Origin of the sequence: Facklamia miroungae, from assembly GCF_012396555.1 — a bacterium.
GTDB classification, from domain to species: Bacteria; Bacillota; Bacilli; order Lactobacillales; family Aerococcaceae; genus Facklamia; species Facklamia miroungae.
Genome location: NZ_JAAXPS010000008.1, coordinates 1 through 24,066 on the forward strand (window position 1 = coordinate 1; position 24,066 = coordinate 24,066).

Sequence of the window (24,066 nt, forward strand, 5' to 3'; positions counted from 1 at the left end):
TTTAAAAATAGAATACTTTTAATATCAAGATTGTATGTGTCAGGAAGAAAAGAAAAAGAGACCAAGCAACTATTCGTTGCTTAGTCTCCATAAGGGCATCAACCCTATTTGACATAGAGCCCTTTTTGTCCGTGTTTTGGGGTGCACATCAAAGAATACTAGTCCTTTCCATTTGCCTAGGGACCTAAAATGTTGCACGAAAAGTTGTACGAAATATCATCCAATATTTAGTTATTATAAAAAATCATTTTCATTAAAACCCTTAAATATTAAGGTTTATAAGAGTTTTTATAAATGTCTATTTTACTTAAATGGAGACGATCGGTCTCGAACCGACGACCTCTACAATGCCATTGTAGCGCTCTCCCAACTGAGCTACGCCCCCAAAACAAAGATATAAAAGTATTCTATCCAATTTTATTCGCTAAGTCAATACTATTATATACTTACCTTTAAATTACAATTTAAATTAAGCTTGATAACAGAATTTTTTATTAAAGGGTTTATAAATTTTTTTCAGGCTGTTTACTGTTCTCACTATTTAACAAACCAATTCTATCTTTAAACGTATTAGGGAATTCAATATTTATCAATTTAACTTTTATTTCGCCAATTTTTTACACAGAAAAAAATAAGATAAAACTAAATTAGGATGGATGTTAGTACATCTTACTTATAAGGGGGATGATAACTGAGTTTAAATGAATAATGTTTGGAGAAAAACAAACCCTTAAATTAGAGGCTGTACTAAAAAAGATTAATAAAAAACAAGCTTGAATGATTCAAGCTTGTTTTTTGAAATGTGATTCATTTAAATTATTCAGCTTCAGTTGTTTCAGTTTCTTCTGCTTCTTCACTTTCTCCATCTGTTGATTCATCTTTAGCTTCTTCAGAATCTGAATCTTCTTTTGATGTTTTTACTTCTTCACCTGGTTTTTCAGGAACAACAATGTCTCCGTCAATAATTTGTTGTTTATAATCTTCAATGGCCTTTTTAACTTCATCAGTCAAGTATTCAGTTGTAAGGTCAACACCACCATCAGCTAAACCAAGTGTTTGCACACCACCTTCGAAGCCGTTGGCTTGCGTTTTTTCAGCAAATGATTTCACTGATTCGCCGACTTGTTTTAATGTAGAAGCGAGTGTCAAGTGACGCTCTTCGCCATCGACTTCAATCAATCCTTCAGCGTCTTGGTCTAAGTCAACACCAATTACATATAATTCTTGGGAAGGATCATTCGATACACGGTCTTTAGCTTCTGAGAAGACACCTTGTCCAGTTCCACCAGCAGCATGGTAGATAATATCCGCTCCACTAGAATAGATAGATGCTGCTAATTGTTTACCTTTAGGAGCATCAGCAAAGTGACCAGCGTATTCAATTGAAATTTCGATATCAGGATTAACAGTTTTAGCACCAGCTACAAAACCAGCTTCAAAACGGTCGATAACTTCAGATTCAACACCACCAATAAAACCGATATGGTCTGTCTTAGTTGTCATCGCTGCAGCGACACCTGCTAAGAAGGCAGCTTCATTGTCTTTAAATGTAATCGAAGCAACGTTCTCTTTTTCAACTACAGAGTCTACAATGACAAAGTGACCATCAGGATTTTGACCTGCTGCTTCATCGATTGCTGGTTGTAATTTATAGCCAATACCGAAGATAAGGTTAGAGCCACCTTGAATGGCTGTGTTAATGTTTGTAACATAATCAGAATCAGATTTTGATTCAAGATAGAAGTATCCACCAGGACCTTCTTCTAAACCATTTTCAGATCCATAAGCTTGTAAACCTTCCCAAGCGGATTGGTTGAATGATTTGTCGTCAATACCACCAACGTCAGTAATGATAACAGGTGAGATGGTTTCTTGAGCAACTACGGATGTTGCAGGTAAAGTTGCTGCACCAATAGCTAAAGCTGCTGCAGATAATGTTAATAATTTTTTCATAGAATACCTCCATTTGTTTTAACTATAATATACCTTTATAAAGTTGATAAAGCAAGCGTTTACTTTTTAGAATTCTTAATTTTTCTAGTATAAAAAAAGCCTCCAATTAGATTGTTTACCTAATTGAAGACTTCTAATTAGTGAAATGAAAATTAGTTATTGGCCTGGTAGTGGACGGCTATTTCAGCGCCTAATTTAGCGTTATTATAGACTAATTGAATATTAGTTTCTAATGAGCGACCTTGTGTCAATTCAACAATTTTGGCTAGTAAGAAAGGTGTCGATTCCTTACCGTGAACACCAGCTTTTTTCTCTTCTGCTAGAGCTTGATCAATAATGGCGTTGATTTCCTCATTTGGTATTTCATATTCTTTAGGGATAGGATTGGCTACTAATAATCCTCCTTGTAAATCTAATTGGTCAGCAGCAATCATTCGTTGAGCAATTTCTTCTGCTGAATCAGCGCGACTGGTTAGTCGATAAGGTGAAGTTGAAGAGTAGAAAGCAGGGAGAAAGTCTGTTTGATAACCAGTAACAGGTACGCCTTTTGTTTCTAGATATTCCAGCGTTCTCGGCAAGTCAAGAATCGCTTTGGCACCAGCACAGACTACAGTGACAGGTGTTTGTGCCAATTCTTCAAGGTCGGCTGATACATCTAAGTGATCATTATAACCACGGTGAACACCACCAATACCTCCGGTGACAAAAACTTTAATTCCAGCGAGATGGGCACCAATCATTGTTGTCGCCACTGTTGTAGCGCCTAATTTTTTGTTCGCAATGACTTCGGCTAAGTCTCGTCGTGAAACCTTTACAACATTTTTAGCCGTAGCTAAAATTTCCAAATCCTCCTCTTCAAGACCGATCTTGAATTGACCATTCATAATGGCAATGGTGGCTGGAACAGCTCCGTGATCACGTATAATTTGCTCGGTTGCCTGAGCCATTTCAACGTTCTGTGGGTAGGGCATTCCATGTGAGATAATGGTCGATTCCAATGCTACAATTGGTTTCTGTTGGATTATAGCCGCTTGCACTTCTTTAGAAATGGAAAGGAGCGGGTGATTCATGTGATTACTTGTTTCTTTACTATATGGATGGTTCATATTTTTTTCCTCTTTCTTTTAATGTATTTCGCAATTGCCAATAGTTTGACGTTCTTGTTCAAAAAGATGTGCTTGTAGATTTTGTCTGACAGTAGAAGCTGACTGAACGGTGTAATAAGAGTTGGTAATCCCATAATGAATGGCTTCGTTAGGAGGGTAGGCTTTTTTTAGGCCATAAATAAGTCCTGCAACGAAAGAGTCTCCGGCTCCTGTTACATCAATGACATTCGGATTACGGGGCGGTTGAAAGTAAGTATTTTTTTTTGCTTTATTAACATAAAGTAATTGATTTGTCCCTCGTGTAATGATGACATTCTCGACCCCTTTTTCAATCCAAAGATGAGCAAGATGAAGAAAGTCATTTTCATTTTCAACTTTGCGTTTGAAAAATTCTTCTGATTCATCTTGGTTAACAACTAACCAGGTAATTCCTGATAAGTCTTCAGGTAGATGATTCATTTTGGGACCGGAAACAGGAATAACGACTAAAGGTATTTTTTGCTTTTTTGCCAAGTGAATAACTTGTTGAACCCCTGATTTATTTAAGTTTAGATCCATTGCAATCAGTTGGCAATTTTGAATGGGTAATTGATAACTTGAAACCCATTCACCGTTCATTTGATCACAAATCTCCATATCTGCGAAAGCAACTTCCATTTGGCCATTCTCGCCTAGAATCGCAGTGTAGGAAGATGTATTATGATTTTCCAAGGTTTTTACATGATCTAAATTAACAAAAGGTTGGGTGACTGTTTTGATTTCTTCAAAATCAGCATCAGAACCGGCTAAAGAAAGTAGACTGACTGATAATTCCATTCTGCCAAGATTCTCCGCTACATTTCGCGCGACACCACCCACAGTAATCGTTGAGTTGACCGGATTAGAAGTATAATTAAGCAGGGGGGCTTTTAATTGAAAGATACGATCAATATTCATAGCACCGATACAAAAAATATCAGTTAATTCATTAACAATATATGCTCTTCCTTGCAAGTAGCGCTTTTGAGTAAGTGAAGATACAATATTAGCCAAGGTGGATCGATTAATACTTAAAACTTCTGCTAATTTTGCCTGAGTTAAAAACGGGTCTTGTTTAATTAAATCTAAGACTCGTTTTTCATTAGAATTGAGACCGATTGTAATACCTCCTTTTTACAACAATTGTCCATATTTAAGATTCTTGTCTTAATTATAACTTTAATCTTTGAAAATTCAAGTCTTTATTTAGATAAACTTGAGAAGTTTTTTATCAAGAATTATAATACAGACACCTATTGACTAGAAAAAGAGAGGTGTTAGTAGTGCTAGATGAACAATATGTAATGTCTATTGACCAAGGAACGACTTCCACAAGAGCTGTGATAGTAAATCGACAAGGAGAATTTGTTTCAAGTGCCCAAAAGGAATTTCAGCAGTTTTTCCCCCAATCTGGATGGGTAGAACAAGACGCAAATGAAATATGGCAGTCCGTACAATCTGTTATTTCCGAAGCCTTAATTAATGGAAATATTCAACCCCAACAGATAAAAGCGATTGGAGTTACCAATCAAAGAGAGACAACGGTAGTTTGGGATCGAAAAAGTGGAGAACCGATCTATCGTGCGATTGTTTGGCAATCCAGGCAGTCTAGTGATATTTGCGAGCGAGTTAAAAAGAAAGGATTAGAAAATTTTATTAAGAAAAAGACGGGTCTGCCAATCGACCCTTATTTTTCAGCCAGTAAAATTCGTTGGATTTTAGATTTTGTTCCAGGGGCTCATTCACAAGCTCAAGCAGGAGAATTAGCTTTTGGAACGATTGACTCATGGTTAATGTGGAAAATATCCGGAGGACGTCACCACATAACTGATTATTCCAATGCTTCACGCACCCTTTTATTTAACATAGAAACATTAGAATGGGACCAAGAACTTTTAGCTATTTTTGATATTCCTTTGAAAATGTTACCTAAAGTGGTATCTAATTCAGAAATATATGGCAAAACGGCTACTTATCACTTCTATGGATATGAGATCCCTTTGGCTGGAATGGCTGGAGATCAACAAGCAGCACTTATTGGTCAATTAGCCTTTAAAAAAGGACAAGTTAAATCAACCTATGGGACAGGAGCTTTTATTTTGATGAATATTGGTCATCAAGTGAAACATTCACAACATGCGTTAGCTACGTCAATTGCATACAAATTTCCTGATCAACCTCCGGTATATTGTATTGAGGGCTCCATTTTTGTTGCAGGATCTGCTGTTCAATGGTTGCGCGATGGGTTGGAGATGATTAAGGAATCTGCTGATTCAGAAAAACTGGCTGAAAAATCAGAAAATGAGGATGAAGTATTCGTTGTTCCTGCTTTTACGGGATTAGGAGCTCCCTATTGGGACCCTCAAGCCAGAGGCGCTGTTTTTGGCCTGACCCGTGGAACTAATAAAGCTGACTTTGTAAAAGCTACATTGCAATCATTGGCTTATCAGGTCAGAGATATCATTGATGTGATGAAGTTGGAAACTGGAGTTGCGATTCCTGAGTTAAAAGTAGATGGCGGAGCAGCTAAGAACAACTATTTAATGCAATTTCAAGCAGATATTCTTAATACGCCGGTTACTCGATTATCAAATCTAGAGACCACCGCATTAGGTGCGGCTTTTTTGGCGGGATTAGCAGTAGGTTATTGGGATTCTATTGAAGAGATTCAAATGCTTGTTAAACCAGCAAAAATTTTTAAGCCTCAGATGTCCGCTTCGAAACGGGAACACTTGTATAAGGGGTGGGAACGGGCAGTTCAATCTGTACAATTTTTTGGCGATCAAAGCAAGTAGGTTGAGCAGTAAATTAGATAATACTCACTAATAAATAAGATTAAAATGAGAATCCCGTGAGTATTTAATAATAATCGAAATTGTATTTGCTTTAAATCTGGAAGCGTTTTATAATAAAGAAAAGGATTTAAGGGGGAAAATATTTTGGTACAAAAATTACAAGAATTCTTATCTGAAGCAATTGCAGAGAAGAAGGCTAAAAATCTTTATAATGAGATTGAAGCTTTATCATCTGCGAATGGACCGATGATTGAGATAAATGGTCAAGAGTTGATTAATTTATCTTCTAATAACTATTTAGGGTTAGCAAAGGAAGAACGGTTGAAAGAAGTTGCTAAGAAGACCATTGATAAGTATGGTGTCGGTGCCGGTGCTGTGCGTACAATTAATGGAACAATGGATGTTCATAATGATCTTGAGAAGAAAATTGCTGAGTTCAAGCATACTGAAGCTGCGATTGCTTTCCAATCTGGTTTCAATTGTAATATGGCTGCTGTTTCTGCCATCATGAATAAAGAAGATGCAATTCTCTCAGATGCTCTAAACCATGCATCGATTATTGATGGCTGTCGTTTATCACGCGCTAAAATTATTCCAGTTAAGCACCAAGATATGGATGATTTACGCGAAAAAGCTAAAGAAGCTACTGAATCAGGTTTATATAAAAAAGTAATGTATATTTCTGATGGTGTTTTCTCAATGGATGGTGACGTTGCAAAAATCCCTGAAATCGTTGAAATTGCTGAGGAATTTAATTTAATTACTTATATTGACGATGCTCATGGATCTGGAGTAATGGGCAAAGGTGCGGGTACGGTTAAGCACTTCGGTCTTTCTGATAAGATTGACTTGCAGATTGGTACTCTTTCTAAAGCTTTAGGAGTAGTTGGAGGATATGTTGCTGGTTCTCAAGAATTAATTGATTGGTTAAAAGTAGCCGGACGTCCATTCTTATTCTCAACTTCATTAACTCCGGGAGATGCAGCAGCAGCTACGGAAGCGATTAATATCTTAATGGAATCAACAGAGCTTCATGACCGTCTCTGGGAAAATGGTAACTATCTAAAAGCTGAATTAAAAGCTCTAGGTTTTAATATTGGTAACTCTGAAACACCAATTACACCAGTAATTTTAGGTGAAGAGAAATTAGCACAAGAGTTCTCTAAACGTTTGAGAGAAGAAGGCGTTTATGCTAAATCAATCGTCTTTCCAACTGTACCTTTAGGAACTGGGCGTGTAAGAAATATGCCAACAGCAGCTCATACAAAAGAAATGTTAGACAAAGCAATTGCTATCTATGAAAAAGTTGGAAAAGAATTAGGCGTTATCTAGGAGGATAAAATGAAAAAAATCTTAATTACCGGAGCTTTAGGCCAAATTGGTTCAGAATTAGTTGTAAAGTTAAATGAGATTTATGGTAAAGAAAATGTTGTGCCTACAGATATCCGTGTCGTAGAAGGTAATGAAGTTTGTAATCATCCAAATTTTGCTATTTTAGATGTTTTAGATATGGATGCTTTTATGGCAGTTGCTAAAAAGCATGAAGTAGACACATTAATTCATATGGCTGCCTTATTATCAGCTGTTGCTGAAGAGAAGCCTTTAGTTGCATGGGATATTAACATGCAAGGTTTAATTAATGGGTTGGAAGTTGCACGTGCATTAGAGTTACAATTCTTTACACCTTCCTCTATTGGAGCATTTGGTCCAGACACTCCAAAAGTGGGAACTCCGCAAGATACTATCCAACGTCCAACAACTATGTATGGAATCACAAAAGTTGCCGGAGAATTGTTATGTGATTACTATCATACCCGTTTTGGAGTAGATACACGAGGTGTTCGCTTCCCAGGTTTAATATCATATGTTACACCTCCAGGTGGTGGAACAACTGACTATGCTGTTCAAATTTATTATGATGCAATCAAGTATGGTAAGTATGTTTGTAATATCCCTCAAGGTGTTAAGATGGATATGATGTATATGCCTGATGCCATTCAAGCTATTATTGATTTAATGGAAGCAGATGCTAGTAAGCTTGTTCATCGAAATGCTTTCAACATTTCAGGAATGTCATTTGAACCTGAAGAAATTGCTGCATCCATCCGTAAGGTAATGCCAGAATTTGAAATGACTTACGATGTTAATCCTACATTGGAACGTATTGCAAAATCTTGGCCAGATGAAATGGATATTTCGGCAGCTAAAGAAGAATGGAACTTCAAAGCAGAATATGATTTAGACAAGATGACTGTTGATATGTTAGAAAAATTAGAAGCCAAAAAATAATTGTAAGTAAATAGTGTTAGCGCTTATCGCTAACACTATTTTTGTCTTTTAATTCTATCGAGGCCTCGTTACAAGAGAGTAAGATATGAATTCAAAGGCCTCAAAATATGAATAAATTGTGAACAAAATTAGAAGATAAATACTCTTTAAGTTAAATTTTATAAAATAAAAATCTTATTTTAGTAGTATTTTAAAGCATCTTCTTTTCAATATTCGAAAAAAATTCAATTTAATTTCTGAGCAAATTACTGGATTAAATTTTCTTTTGATTGTAAGATGGACACATACTTAATAAAGGAGAGATTTATAATGAAAAAATCTTTAAAGAAATTAGCTTTAGTATCAATGAGTGCTATCACACTAGGAGCTGTGGCTCCATCAATTTCTATTTTTGCTCAAGAAGAGAGTGAAACAACAGTAGAAACCATGGCGGATGATACTATGTCTGAAGAAACTACAATTGAAGAAGAGGAAGCAGATGCAAGTCCATTGCAAAAAGCTCTAGAAGATATCGTCAAAAAATACGAAGAAGAATATCCTGAAGTAGGAATTAATCGCATTACTATTCAACCATTGGAAGAAGATGAAGATAAGGAAGAATCCGAAGATTTATCTGTTACATTAGAATCTGAAATGGATATGTCAGAAGAAACTGATGAAACATCTGATGAAGAAATGACTAATGAAGCAATGTCTGATGAAGAAATGGTCGAAGTTGATCCTTTTGAAATCACCATTGAAGGTACAGATGAAAAAGCTTCTGAAGAAGTAACTGTTTCTTATGATGCGCGTACAGGGGAAGAAATTCCTGAAGAAGATGACATGATGTCTGAAGCTGAAGAAGGCATGGATGACATGATGTCTGAAGCTGAAGAGGGCATGGATGACATGAGCTCTGAAGTCGAAGAAGGTATGGATGACATGATGTCTGAAGAAAGTGATGGAGAAACAACTACTGAAGACGCAATGTCTCAAGAACCAATGGCCACTATTGAATTTGATCAATTGGCAAGCTTTGATGAGATTAAAGCTGCAGCTGAAGAAGAAGCAGGCATGGGAGAAGCGTTAGAATTCGTGTACTCAGTCAATGAAGAAACAAATGTTACCGAAGTTGCGGTCTTTGTTTATGAAAATACTGAGGAACCAACTGAAGGGAAAATGAAAACTATTACATTAGACGCTACAACTTTAGAAGTTTTAAAAGTGGAAGGTAGCGAAGATGAAGAAGCTACTGATAGCGAAGGAAATGAAGTAGCTGCTCCAAAAGAAGGAAATGGTGAAAACCAAGAAACTTCTACAGAAGAAAAATCTGAAGAATCAACTTCTGAGGAAAGTAAAGAAACCACTAAAGAAGGCGAAGAAAAAGAAACTACAGAAGAAAAAGCAGAGGAAACAACAAAAGAAAAAGCAGAAGAAACAACAAAAGAAGACTCTGCTAAAGAACCAGGCGAATTAACAACTTCTACTGAAAAATAAGTCAAAGTAGTTAATCTAGGTATAGGTAAATGAAAAGACGTCCGTGCTAACAGCATGGACGTCTTTTTATAAATTGTATAATAGCTAGCACAGATCTTTTTATACTTAAATTTCATTTAAACGCGAATGTTAAAAAGAACTAGGTTGATTAGGAACAATAAAATAAAATGCATACCAACCACTTCTAAGTGAGCCTTCGATATCGCTATTCCAGTCATCACTGACATAAATAATTTCGTTTTTTTATAACCAAGAGTACAGGTTATTTGAGAGAAAATTTCATCATCAGGTTTAGAAAATACTGAATATTCTGAAATAAACATACGATTATCGTCAAAGTGTTGAGCGAGAGCGAGTGATTCATTTTTTTGGATTGACCACATTGAGTGCCATAAGTAAACAAAAAATGTTCAATCGAACTTGGCTTAAGAAAAGTTAAACAGTTGTGAAGTTCCGGTCGAAGTGTTAATTGTTTTTTTAATGTATTATAAAGGGTTAAAATTTTTTGGGCTTGCTTTATGGTGAATTATTTGGAAATGTTTGAAGGTATCAATTGTTCTTTGTAATTGATAATGACTGTTACTACACTCACCAGCAATAAATGCTTGATCCTATTTTTTGAATAATCTTGATAGACTACATTAAAAGTCTTAAATGAGGCTTCGTAAGGATTTTCAGTCTGCATTTTTTAGAAACTTCACAGTAAATAGCATTACGATCATATAACGTATCTCCTAAGTCAAATCCTATTGTTTTAATCAATTTTTAGCTCCTTCAAATTTTAATAGTGATAAAAACATAGTATAGACTTCAGAGGAAATCATTCTAAAAAATGATTAAAACCAGTATAATAATAGAGAAAAGGAGTGGTTTTATGAGTAAATATTATAAAGCTAAGCAGATTATACTAGAGGGTTCTGTTGCAGAAGCAGCTTATCTTGAAGTGAGAGATAATGGTAGCTTTGGTAAAATTGTCGATACTTTACCCAGTGGATCCGAAGCAATCACAGATTATCAACATTTAATTATTGCACCCGGTTTAGTGGATACTCATATTCATGGTTTTAAAGGATATGATATCATGGACAATGACCCGGATGGTTTACGCTATATTTCTGAAAAATTATTGACATGTGGAGTAACTTCGTGGTTACCTACTACTTTAACGGATTCAGTTGAAAAACTGAATGCAGTATGCTCGATGATCAAAGAGCACTATCAATCTTGTCAAGGTGCGAAGGTTCGAGGGATTTTTTTGGAAGGTCCTTTCTTTACCGAGAAATATAAAGGCGCACAAAATCCGAAATACATGAGCGATCCATCAATTGACGTATTAAATGAGTGGATCAATTTATCAGGTGGCTTGGTGAATAAAATTGCTATCGCACCTGAAAGAGAAGGAGTGATCCCTTTTATCGAGTATGCGAAAAATCATGGGGTACATACGGCCTTAGCCCATTCCGATGCGAGCTTTGAGCAAGCGAAAGCTGCAGTGGAGGCTGGAGCAAATATCTTTATTCATTTATATAATGGCATGTCAGGCTTACATCATCGCAATCCTGGAATGGTTGGTGCAGCCCTCAGTCTAAAAAATGTCTTTGCTGAATTAATTGCAGATGGACATCATGTGCATCCTGCAGCTATCAAAGTTGCTTTAAAAGCTAGAGGACTTGAGGAGATGGTTTTAATCACGGATTGTATGCGGGCTGGTGGAATGGAAGAGGGCATCTCACGCTTAGGTGAATTTGAAGTGAAAGTCAGTGAAGGTGCGGCCCGATTAGTTAATGGAGGAAATTTAGCAGGGTCAATTCTCGAGTTGATACAAGCCGTACAAAATCTTATAAAATGGGATTTAGTGACTATTGACCAAGCTATACGGATGGCTAGTCTCAATCCCGCCCGATCAATAGGTATCCAAGCAGAATGTGGTTCGATTCGATCAGACTTAGCAGCAGATTTTATTGTAATAGATGAAGAGGGTGGACTAAAGGCAACATTCTTAGACGGTCAATTAAGGTATCAAGCCTAGATATTAAAAAGGCTCCCGAGGATGAAACTTCTTTTCATAGAGGTTTCTTTCATGGGAGTTTTTGTATGCTTATATTAATTATTATCTGACATAAAAATTAATTGATACTGGTCATTAAAGAAAGTGCGGATCGATAGGTGAGCAGCAGTTGCAGCTACAAGTGCAGTCGTTCCTAGTATGGTAAAGGAAATCATAATCTGATACATGATTGCTTTGGTAGGATCAACACCTGCAAAAATTAATCCCGACATCATCCCTGGCAAGGTAACTACACCGGTGGTTTTAATATTATCAATAGTCGGCTGGATACCTGATTTAACGGCCAACTTTTTAACGTGGGTAGTAGCCTGTTGTGGGGTAGCGCCTAAGGCTAACATTTCCAGGAAAGCTTGGCGGTGGTCTTCGAATAATTGTTTAAGGTTACGAAAAGTCAGTCCCAGGGCGGCCATTGCTGTCCCACTTATCATTCCTGTAATTGGCACAATTTGTGAAGGGGTAAATTTTAAAGAGCCAGAAAAAACTAGAATACCTAAACTAACAATTGACCCCGCGCCTATGGCAATAAGAGAGATCGCAAAAGCATTTTTTATGCTACTACCATGTTTTGAGGCATTCCATGAGGCATTAAAAATAATAACGGCCACCATGGCTAAAGTTATCCAAGTGTTATTGATCGCAAAGATTTGTTCCAAGACATAGCCTACCAATAAAAGTTGAACAATTACTCGCACAATGGCAATTAAAAGATCTTTCCAAAGGTCTAATTTTTCTCTATAGGAAATAAAAAAAGTGATTAATACAAGAGAAAATGTTAGAGCTAACGAAAGAGGGCTAACTTGAAGATTTTGAGTCATTAGTCTTCCTCGCTTTCTTGATGATTATTTGAAATCATAATTTCTTTATTAGCATATTGATGATCCTTACTTAAGTGACTGATCATTAAGGTGGTTATATCTTCTTTCTCAATATATTTAAGTAACCAAGACCATAGAATTTCACGTGTTTCCTGATCTAAGGCTGAAGTGACTTCATCCAAGAGTAAAATTTTAGGCGGAAATATTAAATTGCGAATGAGAGCGATGCGTTGTTTTTCTCCACCCGAAAGGTTTTGGATTTCAGTTTTATAGTAGTCGTTTGATAATCGAACTTCATCCAACAGGTAATTTATTTTTTCTTTATCAACAGACAAATCACGAATTTCATAAGGAAAGGAGAGATTATCCTCAACCGTTCTACCAAAGAGTTGAGCTGTTTGAAAGCAATAGGCAATGTTTTGGCGTAATTCAATCGGCGGATAGTCAGAAATTTCTTTGTCATTAAAATAAATTTTTCCTGATCGGCTAAGATTAGGCGCATTAAGATAGACGAGTTCCTTTAATAAAGTAGATTTTCCAGAGCCCGATGGCCCCTTAACGGATACAAAATCACCGGCTTTTATTTGGAACGATAAGTCAGAAATAATTTTCTTTTTCGGGCTTTGAATCGTCAAATTTTTAACTTCAAGTATGGTTGACATGCTATTCTCCTTTTTAGAATCATTATAGATTAGTGTATCATGTAAAAGGTAAATTTCAAACCGTTTGCAATTAAAAAACTTGTTATGTCCCTTAGTAAAAAAGGCATAACAAGTTTTAGAATTAGCTATCTTTATTTTTTAAAGCCAGATCAATCAGTTCTTCACCCAGCCAAGTATTTTTGACGAGGAGTGGTCCATGGAAATAGGTGCAGAAGGTGTTTTTATAATGGGCACCTTCCGTTTGGTCTTGACCATTATTACCATATCCTTCTTTTACTTTTCCAAAAGCATGAACACCTTCACCTAAATATGTGACACCGTTATGATTCTCAAAGCCAATTAAATCACGCTGGAATAATTCGGAATAAATCTTAGTATCACCAGTAAAGCGGCTATTAATTTGTCTTTCTGTATAGTGGTCCAGTATACCCAGTCCAGGTAATTTTTCACCTTTTGCATTGACGTAATAGTGACCCAATAATTGATAGCCTCCGCAGATTGCTAAGACAACTCCATCATTTTCAATATATTCTTTGAGACTTGGTCGAATGGACTGGATCTGCTTTGCGATGACCTTTTGCTCATAATCCTGTCCACCACCAAAGAATACAATGTCATACACTTTAGGATCAAATTGATCTCCAATCGAAACAACTTCAGTAGAAACATCTAAGTCTTTTTGCTTAGCCAAGTATTGTAACATTAGCAGATTACCATTGTCTCCATAGGTATTGAGTAAATTACCATATAAATGACAGATTTTAAATGATTTCATTATTATCCTCCTCTCATTGACCAATATAACCTAACTTTTTCAGTTCTTCTCTTAATTTCAGCATGGCTGTATAAGTTGCCAAGATATGAATATTCTCTGTCTTAGCATTTTCGATTAAGTGTATTAGTTGTTCAGTGGAATCAGCTTTTTTGATTAAAGTTTGATCAAGACCAGCTACGATTAGGCGTTTGGTCATATCATCAATTTTATCACCAGCTGTGATAACCTCTTTAACTGGCATCGTGTTTAAACATTCATAATTACCATCCCAAATCCAAGAAACATCAGTACCGTCAGCGTATTGGTTATTCAAAATATTGACTAAAGTAAAGGGATGTTGATCATAAGCGATTAACTCGAGCACTTGGTCTAGGCCAACTGGGTTTTTGACTAAATTTAGTAAAACCTTTTTATTTTTTATTTGAATACTTTCTTGACGGCCAAAAACTTTTTTAGCATTTTCGAAACCTTGGCGAATAGTACCAGTATCGAGACCTAATTCTTTAGCCACCGAATAAGCAGCTAAAGCATTATAAATATTATATTTTCCTGCTACAGGAAGATCAAAGCGTTCGGAATTGATAGTAAATTGTGAGTGACTAAGTGTTAGTTCATTGATTTGATCAACTTGATAGCTTAACTCTGGCCGACGAAAACCACAATTCTGACAATAATAATTACCTAGATTGGCGTAGGTTAACATATTATAGGAAAGAATATGATCACATTCAGGACAAAGCAAGCCATCAGTATTATGATTTGGAGTGACGGGTTCATCCTTTTGATGATTAAAACCAAAGAAGATTTTTTGATTTTTAATTTCTGATGAGTTAAACATTGGCAAGTCGCCATTAGCAATAATTTTAGCAGATGGCGCACTTTCAGCAGCATTTTTTAATAACTGGAAAATCGTATGTAACTCGCCAAAGCGATCTAACTGGTCTCTAAAAATGTTAGTAAAAACAAAGTAATCGGGTTTCAATGCTTTGACGACATGACTAAGAGACCCTTCATCCACTTCTAAAACAGCCATCCCTTTTTGATCTTCTTTTAAAAGGGGTGCATCTAGAAAAGTAGTTATAATTCCTTGTTGCATATTTGAGCCTGTCGGATTTGTTAACACGAAAGGAAATGCTTCTTTTAGAATTTCGACTATTAACGAAGTGGTTAAGGTCTTGCCGTTCGTACCGGTGACTACAATTACCTGGTAATTTTTACTTAAATTTTCGAGAATGTTGGGATCAATGGATAAAGCTAATTTACCGGGTAGCGAAGATCCACCATGGGTATATTTAGTGAGCAAATAACGGCTTGTTTTGCCAATTATACGGGCAATCTGATTACGTAATGGCATAGTTCCACCTCATTTTTAATTAATTACAAGTAGTTTAATTCTATCAGTCCTTAAGTCATTTGGAAAGAAAGAATCTCTTTTGACTGGAGCTTGGATATGATAAAATAGAATCATATGCAAAGGATTGACTTTCAAATGCAAGATGACCTATTATTAATAGGTTGAATAAAAATACAAATAAGAGGGGTATGGCTATGGCTAAGTTTTATTTCAAATACGGAGCAATGAATTCGGGCAAATCGATCGAAATCATAAAAGTTGCTCATAATTATGAGGAACAAAATAAAGCTGTCCAAATCTATACATCAGCACTTGATAATCGTGACGGTGTTGGGATAGTATCTTCTCGAACCGGTTTCAATCGTGAGGCAATCCCTGTTTCTGATGAAGATGATTTTTTTGAAATGATCAAAGCCTCTCATGAAAAAGAACGCCTTTATTGTATTTTGGTGGACGAAGCGCAGTTTTTGAAAAAACACCATATTATTGAGCTGTCAAGGGTAGTTGATGAATTAGATATTCCAGTGATGGCTTTTGGTTTAAAAAATGATTTTACCAATGAGTTGTTTGAAGGGTCAAAATATTTGCTCTTATATGCAGATAAAATTGAAGAAATTAAGACAATCTGTTGGTTCTGTCACAAGAAAGCGATTATGAATTTGCGTTTTTTCGATGGGAAGCCTGTTTATGAAGGTGACCAAATTCAAATTGGTGGCAATGAAGCCTATTTACCTGTCTGCCGCAAATGCTATAAAAACCCGGGTAAAATTTAAATTTTTATAAACGATGCTATAATATAAATAGATAATGAGATTGAGGAGAATGTCATGTTTGAACAATTAGATCAATTAATCTTCCGCTTTGAGGAAGTCATAGAAATGATGAGTGATCCTGAGATTATTTCTGATTCAGATCGTTTAAGAGATTTATCAATTGAAGAGTCCGATTTGCGACCAAAGGTGGCTAAAATTAGGCGTTATAAACAGGTTGTAGATGAAATTACAGATACAGAAGAAATGTTAGCTGGGAATTTAGAAGCAGAAATGGTAGAACTAGCCAAACTTGAACTTTCTGACTTAAAAGAAGAAAAAGACCAATTAGAAGAAGAAATAAAATTAATGATGCTTCCAGCCGATCCAAATGATGGTAAAAATATTATCATGGAAATCAGAGGGGCTGCTGGTGGAGATGAAGCCCAGCTATTTGCAGGCGATCTTTTAACCATGTACACTAAATTTGCAGAAGCCCAAGGGTGGAAAGTGGAGTTAATGTCAGCCAATATCACCGGTATTGGTGGTTATAAAGAAGTAACTTTAATGATCACTGGCGAAAAAGTTTACTCCAAACTAAAATTTGAAAATGGTGCTCACAGAGTACAGCGAGTACCGGAAACTGAATCGCAAGGCCGCGTCCATACTTCGACTGCTACGGTAGTGGTTATGCCTGAACAAGAAGAAATCGATTTTAATATCGATGAAAATGATATTCGAGTAGACATTTATCATGCTTCAGGTGCTGGCGGGCAGCACGTCAACAAAACAGCTTCAGCTGTTCGCATGACACATATACCAACTGGGGTAGTGGTTGCTATGCAGGATGAGCGCTCGCAATTAAAAAATAGAGAAAAAGCCATGAAAGTTTTAAGAACACGTGTTTATGATATGCTTCAATCTGAAAAACAAGAAGCTTTTGATTCGGAAAGAAAATTAGCAGTAGGAACCGGCGATCGTTCAGAGCGCATTCGAACCTACAACTATCCGCAAAATCGTGTAACAGATCATCGAATCGGTCTAACGATTCAGCAATTAGATTCGATTATGCAAGGAAATATCGATGAAATTATTGATGCCCTGGTTGTTTACGACCAAACCCAGAAGTTGGAGGAACTTAATGGTCAAGGATCATAAGCGGATAACATTAAATGAAGCCCTCCAAAAGGCTTCATTTTTTTTGAACCAACAGGGGTTTGACCCCAGTTTAGCAAGACATTATTGGATGGAACTGTTTGACTGGGATTTAACACGAATCATTCAATCCCTAAATCAACCAATCTCCAATGCACAAGTGCTTAAATTTGAGAAAGCCCTATCTCGTATTGTAGAGGATGAACCGATTCAATATATTCGCGGATATGCTTATTTTATGGACCATATATATCATGTCAGTCCAGCTTGCTTAATTCCGCGTGAAGAAACAGCTGGCTTAGTCGACAAGGCTGTAAAATATATGGCTCCATTACCTCCTGGAAAAGTCTTAGATCTTGGAACTGGCTCAGGGATCATAGCGATTGAACTAAAGAAGGCTTTACCGGATTGGGAAGTTTATGCTAGCGATCTTTCTAGCGCAGCTTTAAAGATCGCTTCAAGAAATGCGGCTGATCACCAAGTAAAAATAAATTTTATCCAATCCGATCTTTTTTCAGCTCTTGATCAAGATCTGTGTTTTGATGTGTTGGTATCGAATCCACCATATATTGGTAAAAATGAAGTCGAACTAATGGATGCTTCAGTCAAAAAATATGAGCCTCAATTGGCCCTGTATGCTAAAGAAGAAGGATTAGCTATTTATAAGCAAATTGCAAATCATTTGCCGCAACGCTTAATGAAGAAGGGTGCAGCTTTTTTTGAAATCGGTTTTTCCCAAGGTCAAGCCGTTAAAAATATTTTTCAAGCTGCTTTTCCTGCAAGTGACATTCAAATCGGTCGTGATTTTGCAGATAAAGAACGTTATATCTCGATGATGAAAGAGGGGTAAATAGAATGAAGACAGTCATATTTGACCACAATCATTTACATAAAGCAGCTGATCTTTTAAAAGCAGGAGAGTTAGTGGCGTTTCCAACTGAAACGGTTTATGGTTTAGGAGCGATTTCAAATAATGAAGAAGCAGTGGCCAAGGTCTTTCAAGCAAAAGGGAGACCGAGTGATAACCCCCTCATTGTCCATGTGGCAAGCCAAAACCAAGTTCAGGATCTTACAGAGGAAATTTCACCACTTGCACAAAAGTTAATGGATACGTTTTGGCCTGGGCCGTTAACTATTGTTTTTCCGTTAACTCAAGGGCGTGTTGCTTCGAATGTTACCGGAGGTAAAGACAGTGTAGCGATCAGAATGCCAGATCAAGCAATGACACTCGAACTAATTCGTTTAGTCGGTCTTCCATTAGTAGGGCCTTCCGCTAACTTATCTGGAAAACCTAGTCCAACAAGCGTAGAACATGTTTTAAATGATTTTGATGGAGTGATTGCTGGTATCGTTGATAATGGCCAAGACCTCACAGATGTAGGTGTTGAATCAACGGTAGTTTATCCTCATGACGGCAAAGTAGATGTTTTACGGCCGGGATACATTACACCTAGTCAGCTTCGAGAAGAACTTTTTTGTGAAGTAAATATCCTTTCAGAAGAAAAGCAGCTAAGTAACTTGGCCGTTGCTTCTCCGGGTGTCAAATATCGACACTATAGTCCGAAGCAACCCGTCTATCTCGTTAAATACCCTAGAAGTGTCGAAGAGTGGTATACCTTAATAAATGAAACGGATGCTTCAGTAGGATTATTGGCGGATGACCAAATTATATTCGCACTCAGAGATTTACCACAAGTCAAAGAAGTTTATTCTTTAGGTCCAGTTAATGATTGGAGCTGTGCTACTCAGCGCTTATTCTCAGGGTTACGAACCTTGGAAAAAGCGAACTGTGACAGAATTTATATCCAAGGGTTAGAATATGATGAGAAAACACTTGCTTTTATGAATAGGGTTACGAAAGCGTCATCATATGTGTTATAATTAACCCACAACTATATGTTGTATACTATTTTTATGGAGGTTTTATATATGTCAAGTATTAATGCGGAAATTTTTGAAGTGATTGAAAAAGAACGCCAACGTCAAACACATGGTATTGAATTAATCGCTTCAGAAAACTTTGTTTCTGAAGATGTTATGAAGGTTCAAGGATCAGTTCTCACAAATAAATATGCGGAAGGTTATCCAGGACGCCGTTATTATGGTGGTTGTGAATATGTAGACGTATTAGAGCAATTAGCAATTGATCGGGCTAAAGAATTATTTGGAGCAACTTATGTTAACGTACAACCTCACTCTGGTTCTTCAGCCAACTTAGCTGTTTACCGTGCTTTCTTACAACCAGGAGACAAAGTATTAGGTATGGACTTATCTCAAGGAGGTCACTTGACTCACGGATCACCTGTAAACTTCTCAGGCCAGTCATACCATATGCTAGCTTACGGACTTGATGAAAATGAGCAATTAGACTATGAAACTTTAGAAAAGATTGCTCGTGAAGAAAAACCAAAAATGATTATTGCAGGTGCTTCTGCTTATTCACGTATTATTGATTTCGAAAGATTTGCCAATATTGCTAAAGAAGTAGGCGCTATTTTAATGGTAGATATGGCTCATATTGCTGGATTAGTAGCAGCTGGTCTGCATCCAAATCCACTGCCATATGCTGACGTTGTTACTACAACTACTCATAAAACACTAAGAGGACCTCGTGGTGGTATGATCTTAACCGCCAAAGAAGAATATGCTAAGAAACTAAATTCTGCTATTTTCCCAGGCATCCAAGGTGGACCATTAGAGCACGTTATCGCAGCTAAAGCTGTGGCGTTTGGTGAAGCATTACAACCAGAGTTTAAAGAGTATGCTCAACAAGTTATTAAAAATGCTGCTGCGATGGCAGAAGTGTTTAATGAAAAAGGGCTACGTGTAATCTCAGGTGGAACTGATAACCACTTAATGTTGTTAGACTTAACAGGCTTCGATATTTCAGGTAAATGGGCACAAAATCGTCTTGAAGAAGTTGCAATTACAGTTAATAAAAACTCTATTCCAAATGACCAACGTTCATTCGTTGAAACATCTGGTATTCGTGTTGGAACACCTGCAATTACTTCAAGAGGTGTTAAAGAAGATCAAGCACGTGAAATTGCGGAGATCATTGTTAAAGCTCTTAAAGCAGACGAATCTGAGTTGGCTGAATTACGTAAGCAATCAGAAGCAATCGTTGCTGATAAACCTTTAAACGCATATCACTAAGATTCAATTGATTGAGGAGGAAAATGAATGGCAAAATTTACGGTAGTCGACCATCCTTTAATTCAGCATAAATTAACGATTATTCGCGATAAAAACGCTTCAACAAAAGTTTTTCGTGAAGTAACCAATGAAATTGCGATGTTAATGGCATATGAAGTCACTCGTGACTTGCCGCTAGAAGAAGTTGAGATTGAAACACCATTAGCAGTTACTAAGCAAAAACAAATTGCTGGTAAAAAAATGGCAATCGTTCCAATTCTTCGTGCAGGTTTAGGTATGGTAGATGGTATTTTATCCTTGGTTCCTGCAGCGCGTGTAGGACATATTGGATTGTATCGTGAGCATGATACTTTAGAAATTGTGGAATATTTTGCTAAACTTCCTCTTGATATTAAAGATCGCCAAGTATTCGTAGTGGATCCTATGCTTGCTACGGGAGGATCAGCTATTTCGGCTCTTAAACAGTTAACCGAGAAGTATGGTGTCGATAAAGAAAACATCACTTTTGTGTGTTTGGTGGCGGCTCCAGAAGGAGTAAAGGCTCTTCAAGAAGCTTTTCCAACTGTCAACATTTTCACCGCTGCCTTGGACGAATGTTTAAATGAGAATTCATATATTCTACCAGGACTTGGTGATGCTGGTGACCGTATCTTCGGGACTAAATAGGTTTTAATAACTTGCACAGGTAGATTTTTCTACCTGTGTTTTTTTATAAGGAGACAGTGATGACATTTAATAAGTTTTACCGCCAATCCATTCATCAACGGCGTTTAAATATCAATCGATTTTTAGGCAGTTGTGCTGAATTTCCTATTCTAGAGGAAGCTAGAGCCGATCAAATGATTGAAAATTATCTCTATAATTTTAATCTTCCGATGGGAATTTTGCCCAATATCCAAGTGAATGGGAAAAAATATGTGGTACCTATGGTTACCGAAGAACCTTCAGTGATAGCGGCTGCTTCTAATGGAGCCAAATACTTAGGCAATATACAAGCGAAAACTAATCGTAAAACGATCAGAGGACAAATTATATTAACAGGTCTATCTGAAGAAGCGCTTAAGTTATCTTTAGCAAAAAACTCAAATAAGTGGTTAGCCTTTGCCAAAAATGTGGCTTATCGAATGGTGGAAAGAGGTGGGGGACCCCTTTCAATTGATTATGCTAATTTTTTTGGCGACAATATTCAATACCATTCTTATTACCTCTTGTTTGACCCATGCGAGGCAATGGGAGCTAATGCGTTAAATACTGTTTTAGAGGAGCTTTCTGCAGAAATTATAAAAGATACGGGTGCAGAATTACTCATGGCTATTCTTTCCAATTATAACCCGCAAAGTTTTGTTACAGTTGAAGCAGTAATTCCAATAAATAGCCTCCACCAAAATTGCGAAAAAGCACATCATCTTGCCCATAAAATCGCTATGGCTAGTGAATACGCCCAGTTAGATCCTTATCGGGCAACAACTCATAATAAAGGGATTATGAATGGAGTAGACGCAGTCTTGCTCGCTACTGGAAACGACTGGCGAGCTGCTGAAGCTAGCATTCACGCATTTGCGAGTAGACTGGGGATGTATCAAGGATTGAGTCGGTGGATATATGATCAAAAGAAGCAAAGCTTAAAAGGATATTTGGATCTTCCGCTTCCTGTTGCTACCGTGGGAGGGACGCTTTCTATACATCCAATGGCTCAATGGTCGCTAGACTTATTGGGTCGACCAACAGCTAATGAACTTGCAAAAATAATTGCTTCCGTAGGATTAGCACAGAATTTCGCGGCTTTAAAAGCCTTAGTTTCTGAAGGAATTCAAAAAGGTCATATGGGCTTACAAGCTCGTAGTCTAGCTATTCAAGTGGGAGCAGAAGGTGAAGAGATTGAAAAGTTAGTAAATGATTTAAGAGGGCTCGATCATTTCAATTCTCAGACTGCAAAGAACTTGCTAGACAAAATCAGAAATTCATAAGATAATATCTACTATGAGTGAAAAAACTGAGGAGGAAATTGATGAAAACCAAAGTTGGAATCGACCGTATTCATTTGTATATACCACCCCAATATGTAGATATGGAGGAATTAGCCCTAGCAAGGAATGTTGATCCAGCAAAATTTACAATTGGCATCGGTCAAAGTCAGATGGCAGTTACAAATCACAAGCAAGACATAGTTACATTAGCAATTAATGCAGCTTTGCCGATTGTTTCTAATGAGGATCGTGAACGAATTGACCAAGTAATTGTGGCCACTGAATCGGCTTTCGACTATTCAAAAGCAGCTTCTATTTATTTGCATGAAGCCTTAAAAATTAATCGATTTGCAAGATCTTATGAAATAAAAGAGGCCTGTTACGCAGGTACAGCAGGTTTACAAGCGGCAGTGGACTATGTTCGTCTAAGGCCTTCAAGAAAGGTTCTAGTAGTAACAACCGATATTGCTCGTTATGGCCTAGCTTCATCTGGAGAAGCAACTCAAGGAGCAGGAGCAATAGCTATGCTTATCAGTGCTAATCCCGCAATTTTAGCAATCGAAGAAGAAAGTATTGCATACACGGACAATCAATTTGATTTTTGGCGCCCTCAATATGATAATTACCCACGTGTTGACGGTAAGTTCTCGACCGACTTATATACGCAAACATTCGTTAATGTGATGGAAGAGGTCGGTAAAAGAAAACCAAGATTTTGGACAGATTATCAAGTGCAATTGTTTCACCTACCCTTTACTAAGATGGGACGAAAAGCTATCAAACAATATCGTCAATTTTTAAATGAGAATACCCAACTTATTGATAATGTGAATATCAAATTAAAGGCTTTAGATCGTTGGGAAGCTCATTATGATGATGCCATTCAACTATCTAGAAATGTAGGTAATATCTATACAGGCTCACTATATTTAGGCTTACTATCATCGTTAATTTATGATCAAACATTACATGAAGGAGATAAAATATCTCTATTTTCTTATGGCTCAGGCGCGGTAGCTGAATGTTTCTTTGGTGAATTGCAAGCAGGCTTTCGTAAAGTGATTTTGACTAAAGAATTGGAAAAAATGTTTGAGAGCCGTCGTAAGTTAAGTGTCGATCAATATGAGTCACTCTATATGGAAACCCTAGAATCAAATGATGGTATATTTGATTTTGAGCCAAGTGTTCATGAAGGAGAATTCTATTTAGCAAAAATTGATCATCACCGACGGTATTATCAACAAAATAATTAGTTATAATTTTGACTTGAAAAATTAATATAATTAATCAATGCTGTCAAATAGGATTGGAGTGGCATTTTCATTGTTAAATGCTGTAATAAAATCTTTTTGACAGTATTTTTTGTCTTTTTTACATTTTACTTAATGAGTATTTATGCTATCATAATGTCGAACATGAAAGGTTGGTTTGAATGTACGCAATAGTAAATGGTATGGCAGTACTGTTTTTTCACATTCTTTTTGTCATCCTGGCCTATATGGCCCTGTCAAAGGTAAATTGGCGGAAATTTTTACAACCCCAATATCAAGCAATGGATCGATATCTGTGCATCATGTGTAGTATCGGCTTGGGATACCTGACAAGTTCATTCTTCATAACAATCATTGAAATATTGCAACAAACCCTGTTGTCAATATTTCTCTAATCATGTGGTAGAGTTTGTCGCCTACTCCAAAGCGATAGACTTTAAAAGGGGATTTATTTAAA

21 protein-coding genes and 1 tRNA gene are annotated in these 24,066 nt (G+C 36.8%); 14 read left to right on the top strand and 8 right to left on the bottom strand.

Annotated features, from left to right (window positions below; all coding sequences use genetic code 11):
- Nucleotides 1-312: 312 nt before the first annotated feature.
- The 4 genes from HF969_RS07555 to HF969_RS07570 all read right to left on the bottom strand — a co-directional run bounded on the left by HF969_RS07555 (nucleotide 313) and on the right by HF969_RS07570 (nucleotide 4,202).
- Nucleotides 313-385: transfer RNA gene (locus HF969_RS07555), tRNA-Ala, on the bottom strand.
- 431 nt (nucleotides 386-816) lie between these two features.
- Nucleotides 817-1,953 (bottom strand): BMP family lipoprotein, encoded by a 1,137-nt coding sequence (locus HF969_RS07560; RefSeq protein ID WP_090290094.1) that lies wholly within the window; start codon nucleotides 1,951-1,953, stop codon nucleotides 817-819.
- A 152-nt stretch (nucleotides 1,954-2,105) separates the two neighbouring features.
- Nucleotides 2,106-3,023 carry a pseudouridine-5'-phosphate glycosidase gene (locus HF969_RS07565; RefSeq protein WP_090290164.1) on the bottom strand — a complete coding sequence of 306 codons (918 nt, stop codon included), beginning with the start codon at nucleotides 3,021-3,023 and terminating at the stop codon, nucleotides 2,106-2,108.
- Between the two features lie 54 nt (nucleotides 3,024-3,077).
- Nucleotides 3,078-4,202, bottom strand: a complete 1,125-nt coding sequence (locus HF969_RS07570) for a PfkB family carbohydrate kinase (protein ID WP_342706697.1) — start codon at nucleotides 4,200-4,202, stop codon at nucleotides 3,078-3,080.
- Between the two features lie 158 nt (nucleotides 4,203-4,360).
- Here HF969_RS07570 and glpK point away from each other — a divergent pair, with 158 nt between their 5' ends.
- From glpK to nagA, 5 genes are all read left to right on the top strand, one after another.
- Nucleotides 4,361-5,872: a glycerol kinase GlpK gene (gene glpK, locus HF969_RS07575; protein ID WP_090290096.1), complete on the top strand. Its 1,512-nt coding sequence runs from the start codon at nucleotides 4,361-4,363 to the stop codon at nucleotides 5,870-5,872.
- 144 nt (nucleotides 5,873-6,016) lie between these two features.
- Nucleotides 6,017-7,204: a glycine C-acetyltransferase gene (locus HF969_RS07580; RefSeq protein WP_090290097.1), complete on the top strand. Its 1,188-nt coding sequence runs from the start codon at nucleotides 6,017-6,019 to the stop codon at nucleotides 7,202-7,204.
- A gap of 9 nt (nucleotides 7,205-7,213) precedes the next feature.
- Nucleotides 7,214-8,161, top strand: a complete 948-nt coding sequence (locus HF969_RS07585; protein ID WP_090290098.1) for an L-threonine 3-dehydrogenase — start codon at nucleotides 7,214-7,216, stop codon at nucleotides 8,159-8,161.
- Between the two features lie 309 nt (nucleotides 8,162-8,470).
- Nucleotides 8,471-9,637, top strand: a complete 1,167-nt coding sequence (locus tag HF969_RS07590; RefSeq protein WP_090290099.1) for a hypothetical protein — start codon at nucleotides 8,471-8,473, stop codon at nucleotides 9,635-9,637.
- Nucleotides 9,638-10,511: 874 nt separating this feature from the next.
- Entirely contained in the window at nucleotides 10,512-11,666 is a 1,155-nt protein-coding gene (gene nagA / locus HF969_RS07595; protein ID WP_090290100.1) for an N-acetylglucosamine-6-phosphate deacetylase, read from the top strand.
- Between the two features lie 74 nt (nucleotides 11,667-11,740).
- Here nagA and HF969_RS07600 read toward each other — a convergent pair whose 3' ends face one another.
- The 4 genes from HF969_RS07600 to HF969_RS07615 all read right to left on the bottom strand — a co-directional run bounded on the left by HF969_RS07600 (nucleotide 11,741) and on the right by HF969_RS07615 (nucleotide 15,311).
- Nucleotides 11,741-12,520 carry an ABC transporter permease gene (locus tag HF969_RS07600; protein ID WP_090290101.1) on the bottom strand — a complete coding sequence of 260 codons (780 nt, stop codon included), beginning with the start codon at nucleotides 12,518-12,520 and terminating at the stop codon, nucleotides 11,741-11,743.
- Nucleotides 12,520-13,182, bottom strand: a complete 663-nt coding sequence (locus HF969_RS07605) for an ABC transporter ATP-binding protein (RefSeq protein WP_090290102.1) — start codon at nucleotides 13,180-13,182, stop codon at nucleotides 12,520-12,522. The genes HF969_RS07600 and HF969_RS07605 overlap by 1 nt, the downstream gene beginning before the upstream one ends.
- Before the next feature lie 121 nt (nucleotides 13,183-13,303).
- On the bottom strand, nucleotides 13,304-13,957 hold the full coding sequence (locus HF969_RS07610) for a type 1 glutamine amidotransferase (RefSeq protein WP_090290103.1): 654 nt from the start codon (nucleotides 13,955-13,957) through the stop codon (nucleotides 13,304-13,306).
- Nucleotides 13,958-13,970: 13 nt separating this feature from the next.
- Nucleotides 13,971-15,311: a Mur ligase family protein gene (locus tag HF969_RS07615; RefSeq protein ID WP_090290104.1), complete on the bottom strand. Its 1,341-nt coding sequence runs from the start codon at nucleotides 15,309-15,311 to the stop codon at nucleotides 13,971-13,973.
- 194 nt (nucleotides 15,312-15,505) lie between these two features.
- On the opposite strand from HF969_RS07615, the gene HF969_RS07620 reads away from it, so the two are divergent.
- The 9 genes from HF969_RS07620 (at nucleotide 15,506) to HF969_RS07660 (ending at nucleotide 24,004) form a co-directional block, all read left to right on the top strand.
- A complete protein-coding gene (locus tag HF969_RS07620) occupies nucleotides 15,506-16,084 on the top strand; it encodes a thymidine kinase (RefSeq protein WP_090290105.1) in 579 nt (192 codons plus the stop codon).
- 54 nt (nucleotides 16,085-16,138) lie between these two features.
- Nucleotides 16,139-17,218, top strand: a complete 1,080-nt coding sequence (prfA, locus tag HF969_RS07625; RefSeq protein ID WP_090290106.1) for a peptide chain release factor 1 — start codon at nucleotides 16,139-16,141, stop codon at nucleotides 17,216-17,218.
- Nucleotides 17,202-18,065 carry a peptide chain release factor N(5)-glutamine methyltransferase gene (gene prmC, locus HF969_RS07630; protein ID WP_168427187.1) on the top strand — a complete coding sequence of 288 codons (864 nt, stop codon included), beginning with the start codon at nucleotides 17,202-17,204 and terminating at the stop codon, nucleotides 18,063-18,065. Before prfA ends, prmC begins: the two co-directional genes overlap by 17 nt.
- A 5-nt stretch (nucleotides 18,066-18,070) precedes the next feature.
- Nucleotides 18,071-19,096 (top strand): L-threonylcarbamoyladenylate synthase, encoded by a 1,026-nt coding sequence (locus tag HF969_RS07635; protein WP_090290108.1) that lies wholly within the window; start codon nucleotides 18,071-18,073, stop codon nucleotides 19,094-19,096.
- 48 nt (nucleotides 19,097-19,144) lie between these two features.
- Nucleotides 19,145-20,371 (top strand): serine hydroxymethyltransferase, encoded by a 1,227-nt coding sequence (gene glyA, locus HF969_RS07640; RefSeq protein ID WP_090290109.1) that lies wholly within the window; start codon nucleotides 19,145-19,147, stop codon nucleotides 20,369-20,371.
- Nucleotides 20,372-20,398: 27 nt separating this feature from the next.
- Entirely contained in the window at nucleotides 20,399-21,037 is a 639-nt protein-coding gene (gene upp, locus HF969_RS07645) for a uracil phosphoribosyltransferase (RefSeq protein ID WP_090290110.1), read from the top strand.
- 59 nt (nucleotides 21,038-21,096) lie between these two features.
- Nucleotides 21,097-22,338, top strand: coding sequence for a hydroxymethylglutaryl-CoA reductase, degradative (locus HF969_RS07650; RefSeq protein WP_090290111.1), 1,242 nt, complete (start codon nucleotides 21,097-21,099; stop codon nucleotides 22,336-22,338).
- Between the two features lie 41 nt (nucleotides 22,339-22,379).
- Entirely contained in the window at nucleotides 22,380-23,591 is a 1,212-nt protein-coding gene (locus tag HF969_RS07655) for a hydroxymethylglutaryl-CoA synthase (protein WP_090290112.1), read from the top strand.
- A gap of 245 nt (nucleotides 23,592-23,836) precedes the next feature.
- A complete protein-coding gene (locus tag HF969_RS07660; RefSeq protein WP_245694847.1) occupies nucleotides 23,837-24,004 on the top strand; it encodes a DUF1146 family protein in 168 nt (55 codons plus the stop codon).
- Nucleotides 24,005-24,066 lie beyond the last annotated feature (62 nt).

Excerpts from the sequence above, each read along its gene's own strand:
- HF969_RS07560 (WP_090290094.1), bottom strand. The coding sequence starts at position 1,953 with ATGAAAAAATTATTAACATTATCTGCAGCAGCTTTAGCTATTGGTGCA.
- HF969_RS07565 (WP_090290164.1), bottom strand. The coding sequence starts at position 3,023 with ATGAATCACCCGCTCCTTTCCATTTCTAAAGAAGTGCAAGCGGCTATA.
- HF969_RS07585 (WP_090290098.1), top strand. The coding sequence starts at position 7,214 with ATGAAAAAAATCTTAATTACCGGAGCTTTAGGCCAAATTGGTTCAGAA.
- HF969_RS07590 (WP_090290099.1), top strand. The coding sequence starts at position 8,471 with ATGAAAAAATCTTTAAAGAAATTAGCTTTAGTATCAATGAGTGCTATC.
- nagA (WP_090290100.1), top strand. The coding sequence starts at position 10,512 with ATGAGTAAATATTATAAAGCTAAGCAGATTATACTAGAGGGTTCTGTT.
- HF969_RS07600 (WP_090290101.1), bottom strand. The coding sequence starts at position 12,520 with ATGACTCAAAATCTTCAAGTTAGCCCTCTTTCGTTAGCTCTAACATTT.
- HF969_RS07605 (WP_090290102.1), bottom strand. The coding sequence starts at position 13,182 with ATGTCAACCATACTTGAAGTTAAAAATTTGACGATTCAAAGCCCGAAA.
- HF969_RS07610 (WP_090290103.1), bottom strand. The coding sequence starts at position 13,957 with ATGAAATCATTTAAAATCTGTCATTTATATGGTAATTTACTCAATACC.
- HF969_RS07615 (WP_090290104.1), bottom strand. The coding sequence starts at position 15,311 with ATGCCATTACGTAATCAGATTGCCCGTATAATTGGCAAAACAAGCCGT.
- HF969_RS07620 (WP_090290105.1), top strand. The coding sequence starts at position 15,506 with ATGGCTAAGTTTTATTTCAAATACGGAGCAATGAATTCGGGCAAATCG.
- prfA (WP_090290106.1), top strand. The coding sequence starts at position 16,139 with ATGTTTGAACAATTAGATCAATTAATCTTCCGCTTTGAGGAAGTCATA.
- prmC (WP_168427187.1), top strand. The coding sequence starts at position 17,202 with ATGGTCAAGGATCATAAGCGGATAACATTAAATGAAGCCCTCCAAAAG.
- HF969_RS07635 (WP_090290108.1), top strand. The coding sequence starts at position 18,071 with ATGAAGACAGTCATATTTGACCACAATCATTTACATAAAGCAGCTGAT.
- glyA (WP_090290109.1), top strand. The coding sequence starts at position 19,145 with ATGTCAAGTATTAATGCGGAAATTTTTGAAGTGATTGAAAAAGAACGC.
- upp (WP_090290110.1), top strand. The coding sequence starts at position 20,399 with ATGGCAAAATTTACGGTAGTCGACCATCCTTTAATTCAGCATAAATTA.
- HF969_RS07650 (WP_090290111.1), top strand. The coding sequence starts at position 21,097 with ATGACATTTAATAAGTTTTACCGCCAATCCATTCATCAACGGCGTTTA.
- HF969_RS07655 (WP_090290112.1), top strand. The coding sequence starts at position 22,380 with ATGAAAACCAAAGTTGGAATCGACCGTATTCATTTGTATATACCACCC.
- HF969_RS07660 (WP_245694847.1), top strand. The coding sequence starts at position 23,837 with ATGGCCCTGTCAAAGGTAAATTGGCGGAAATTTTTACAACCCCAATAT.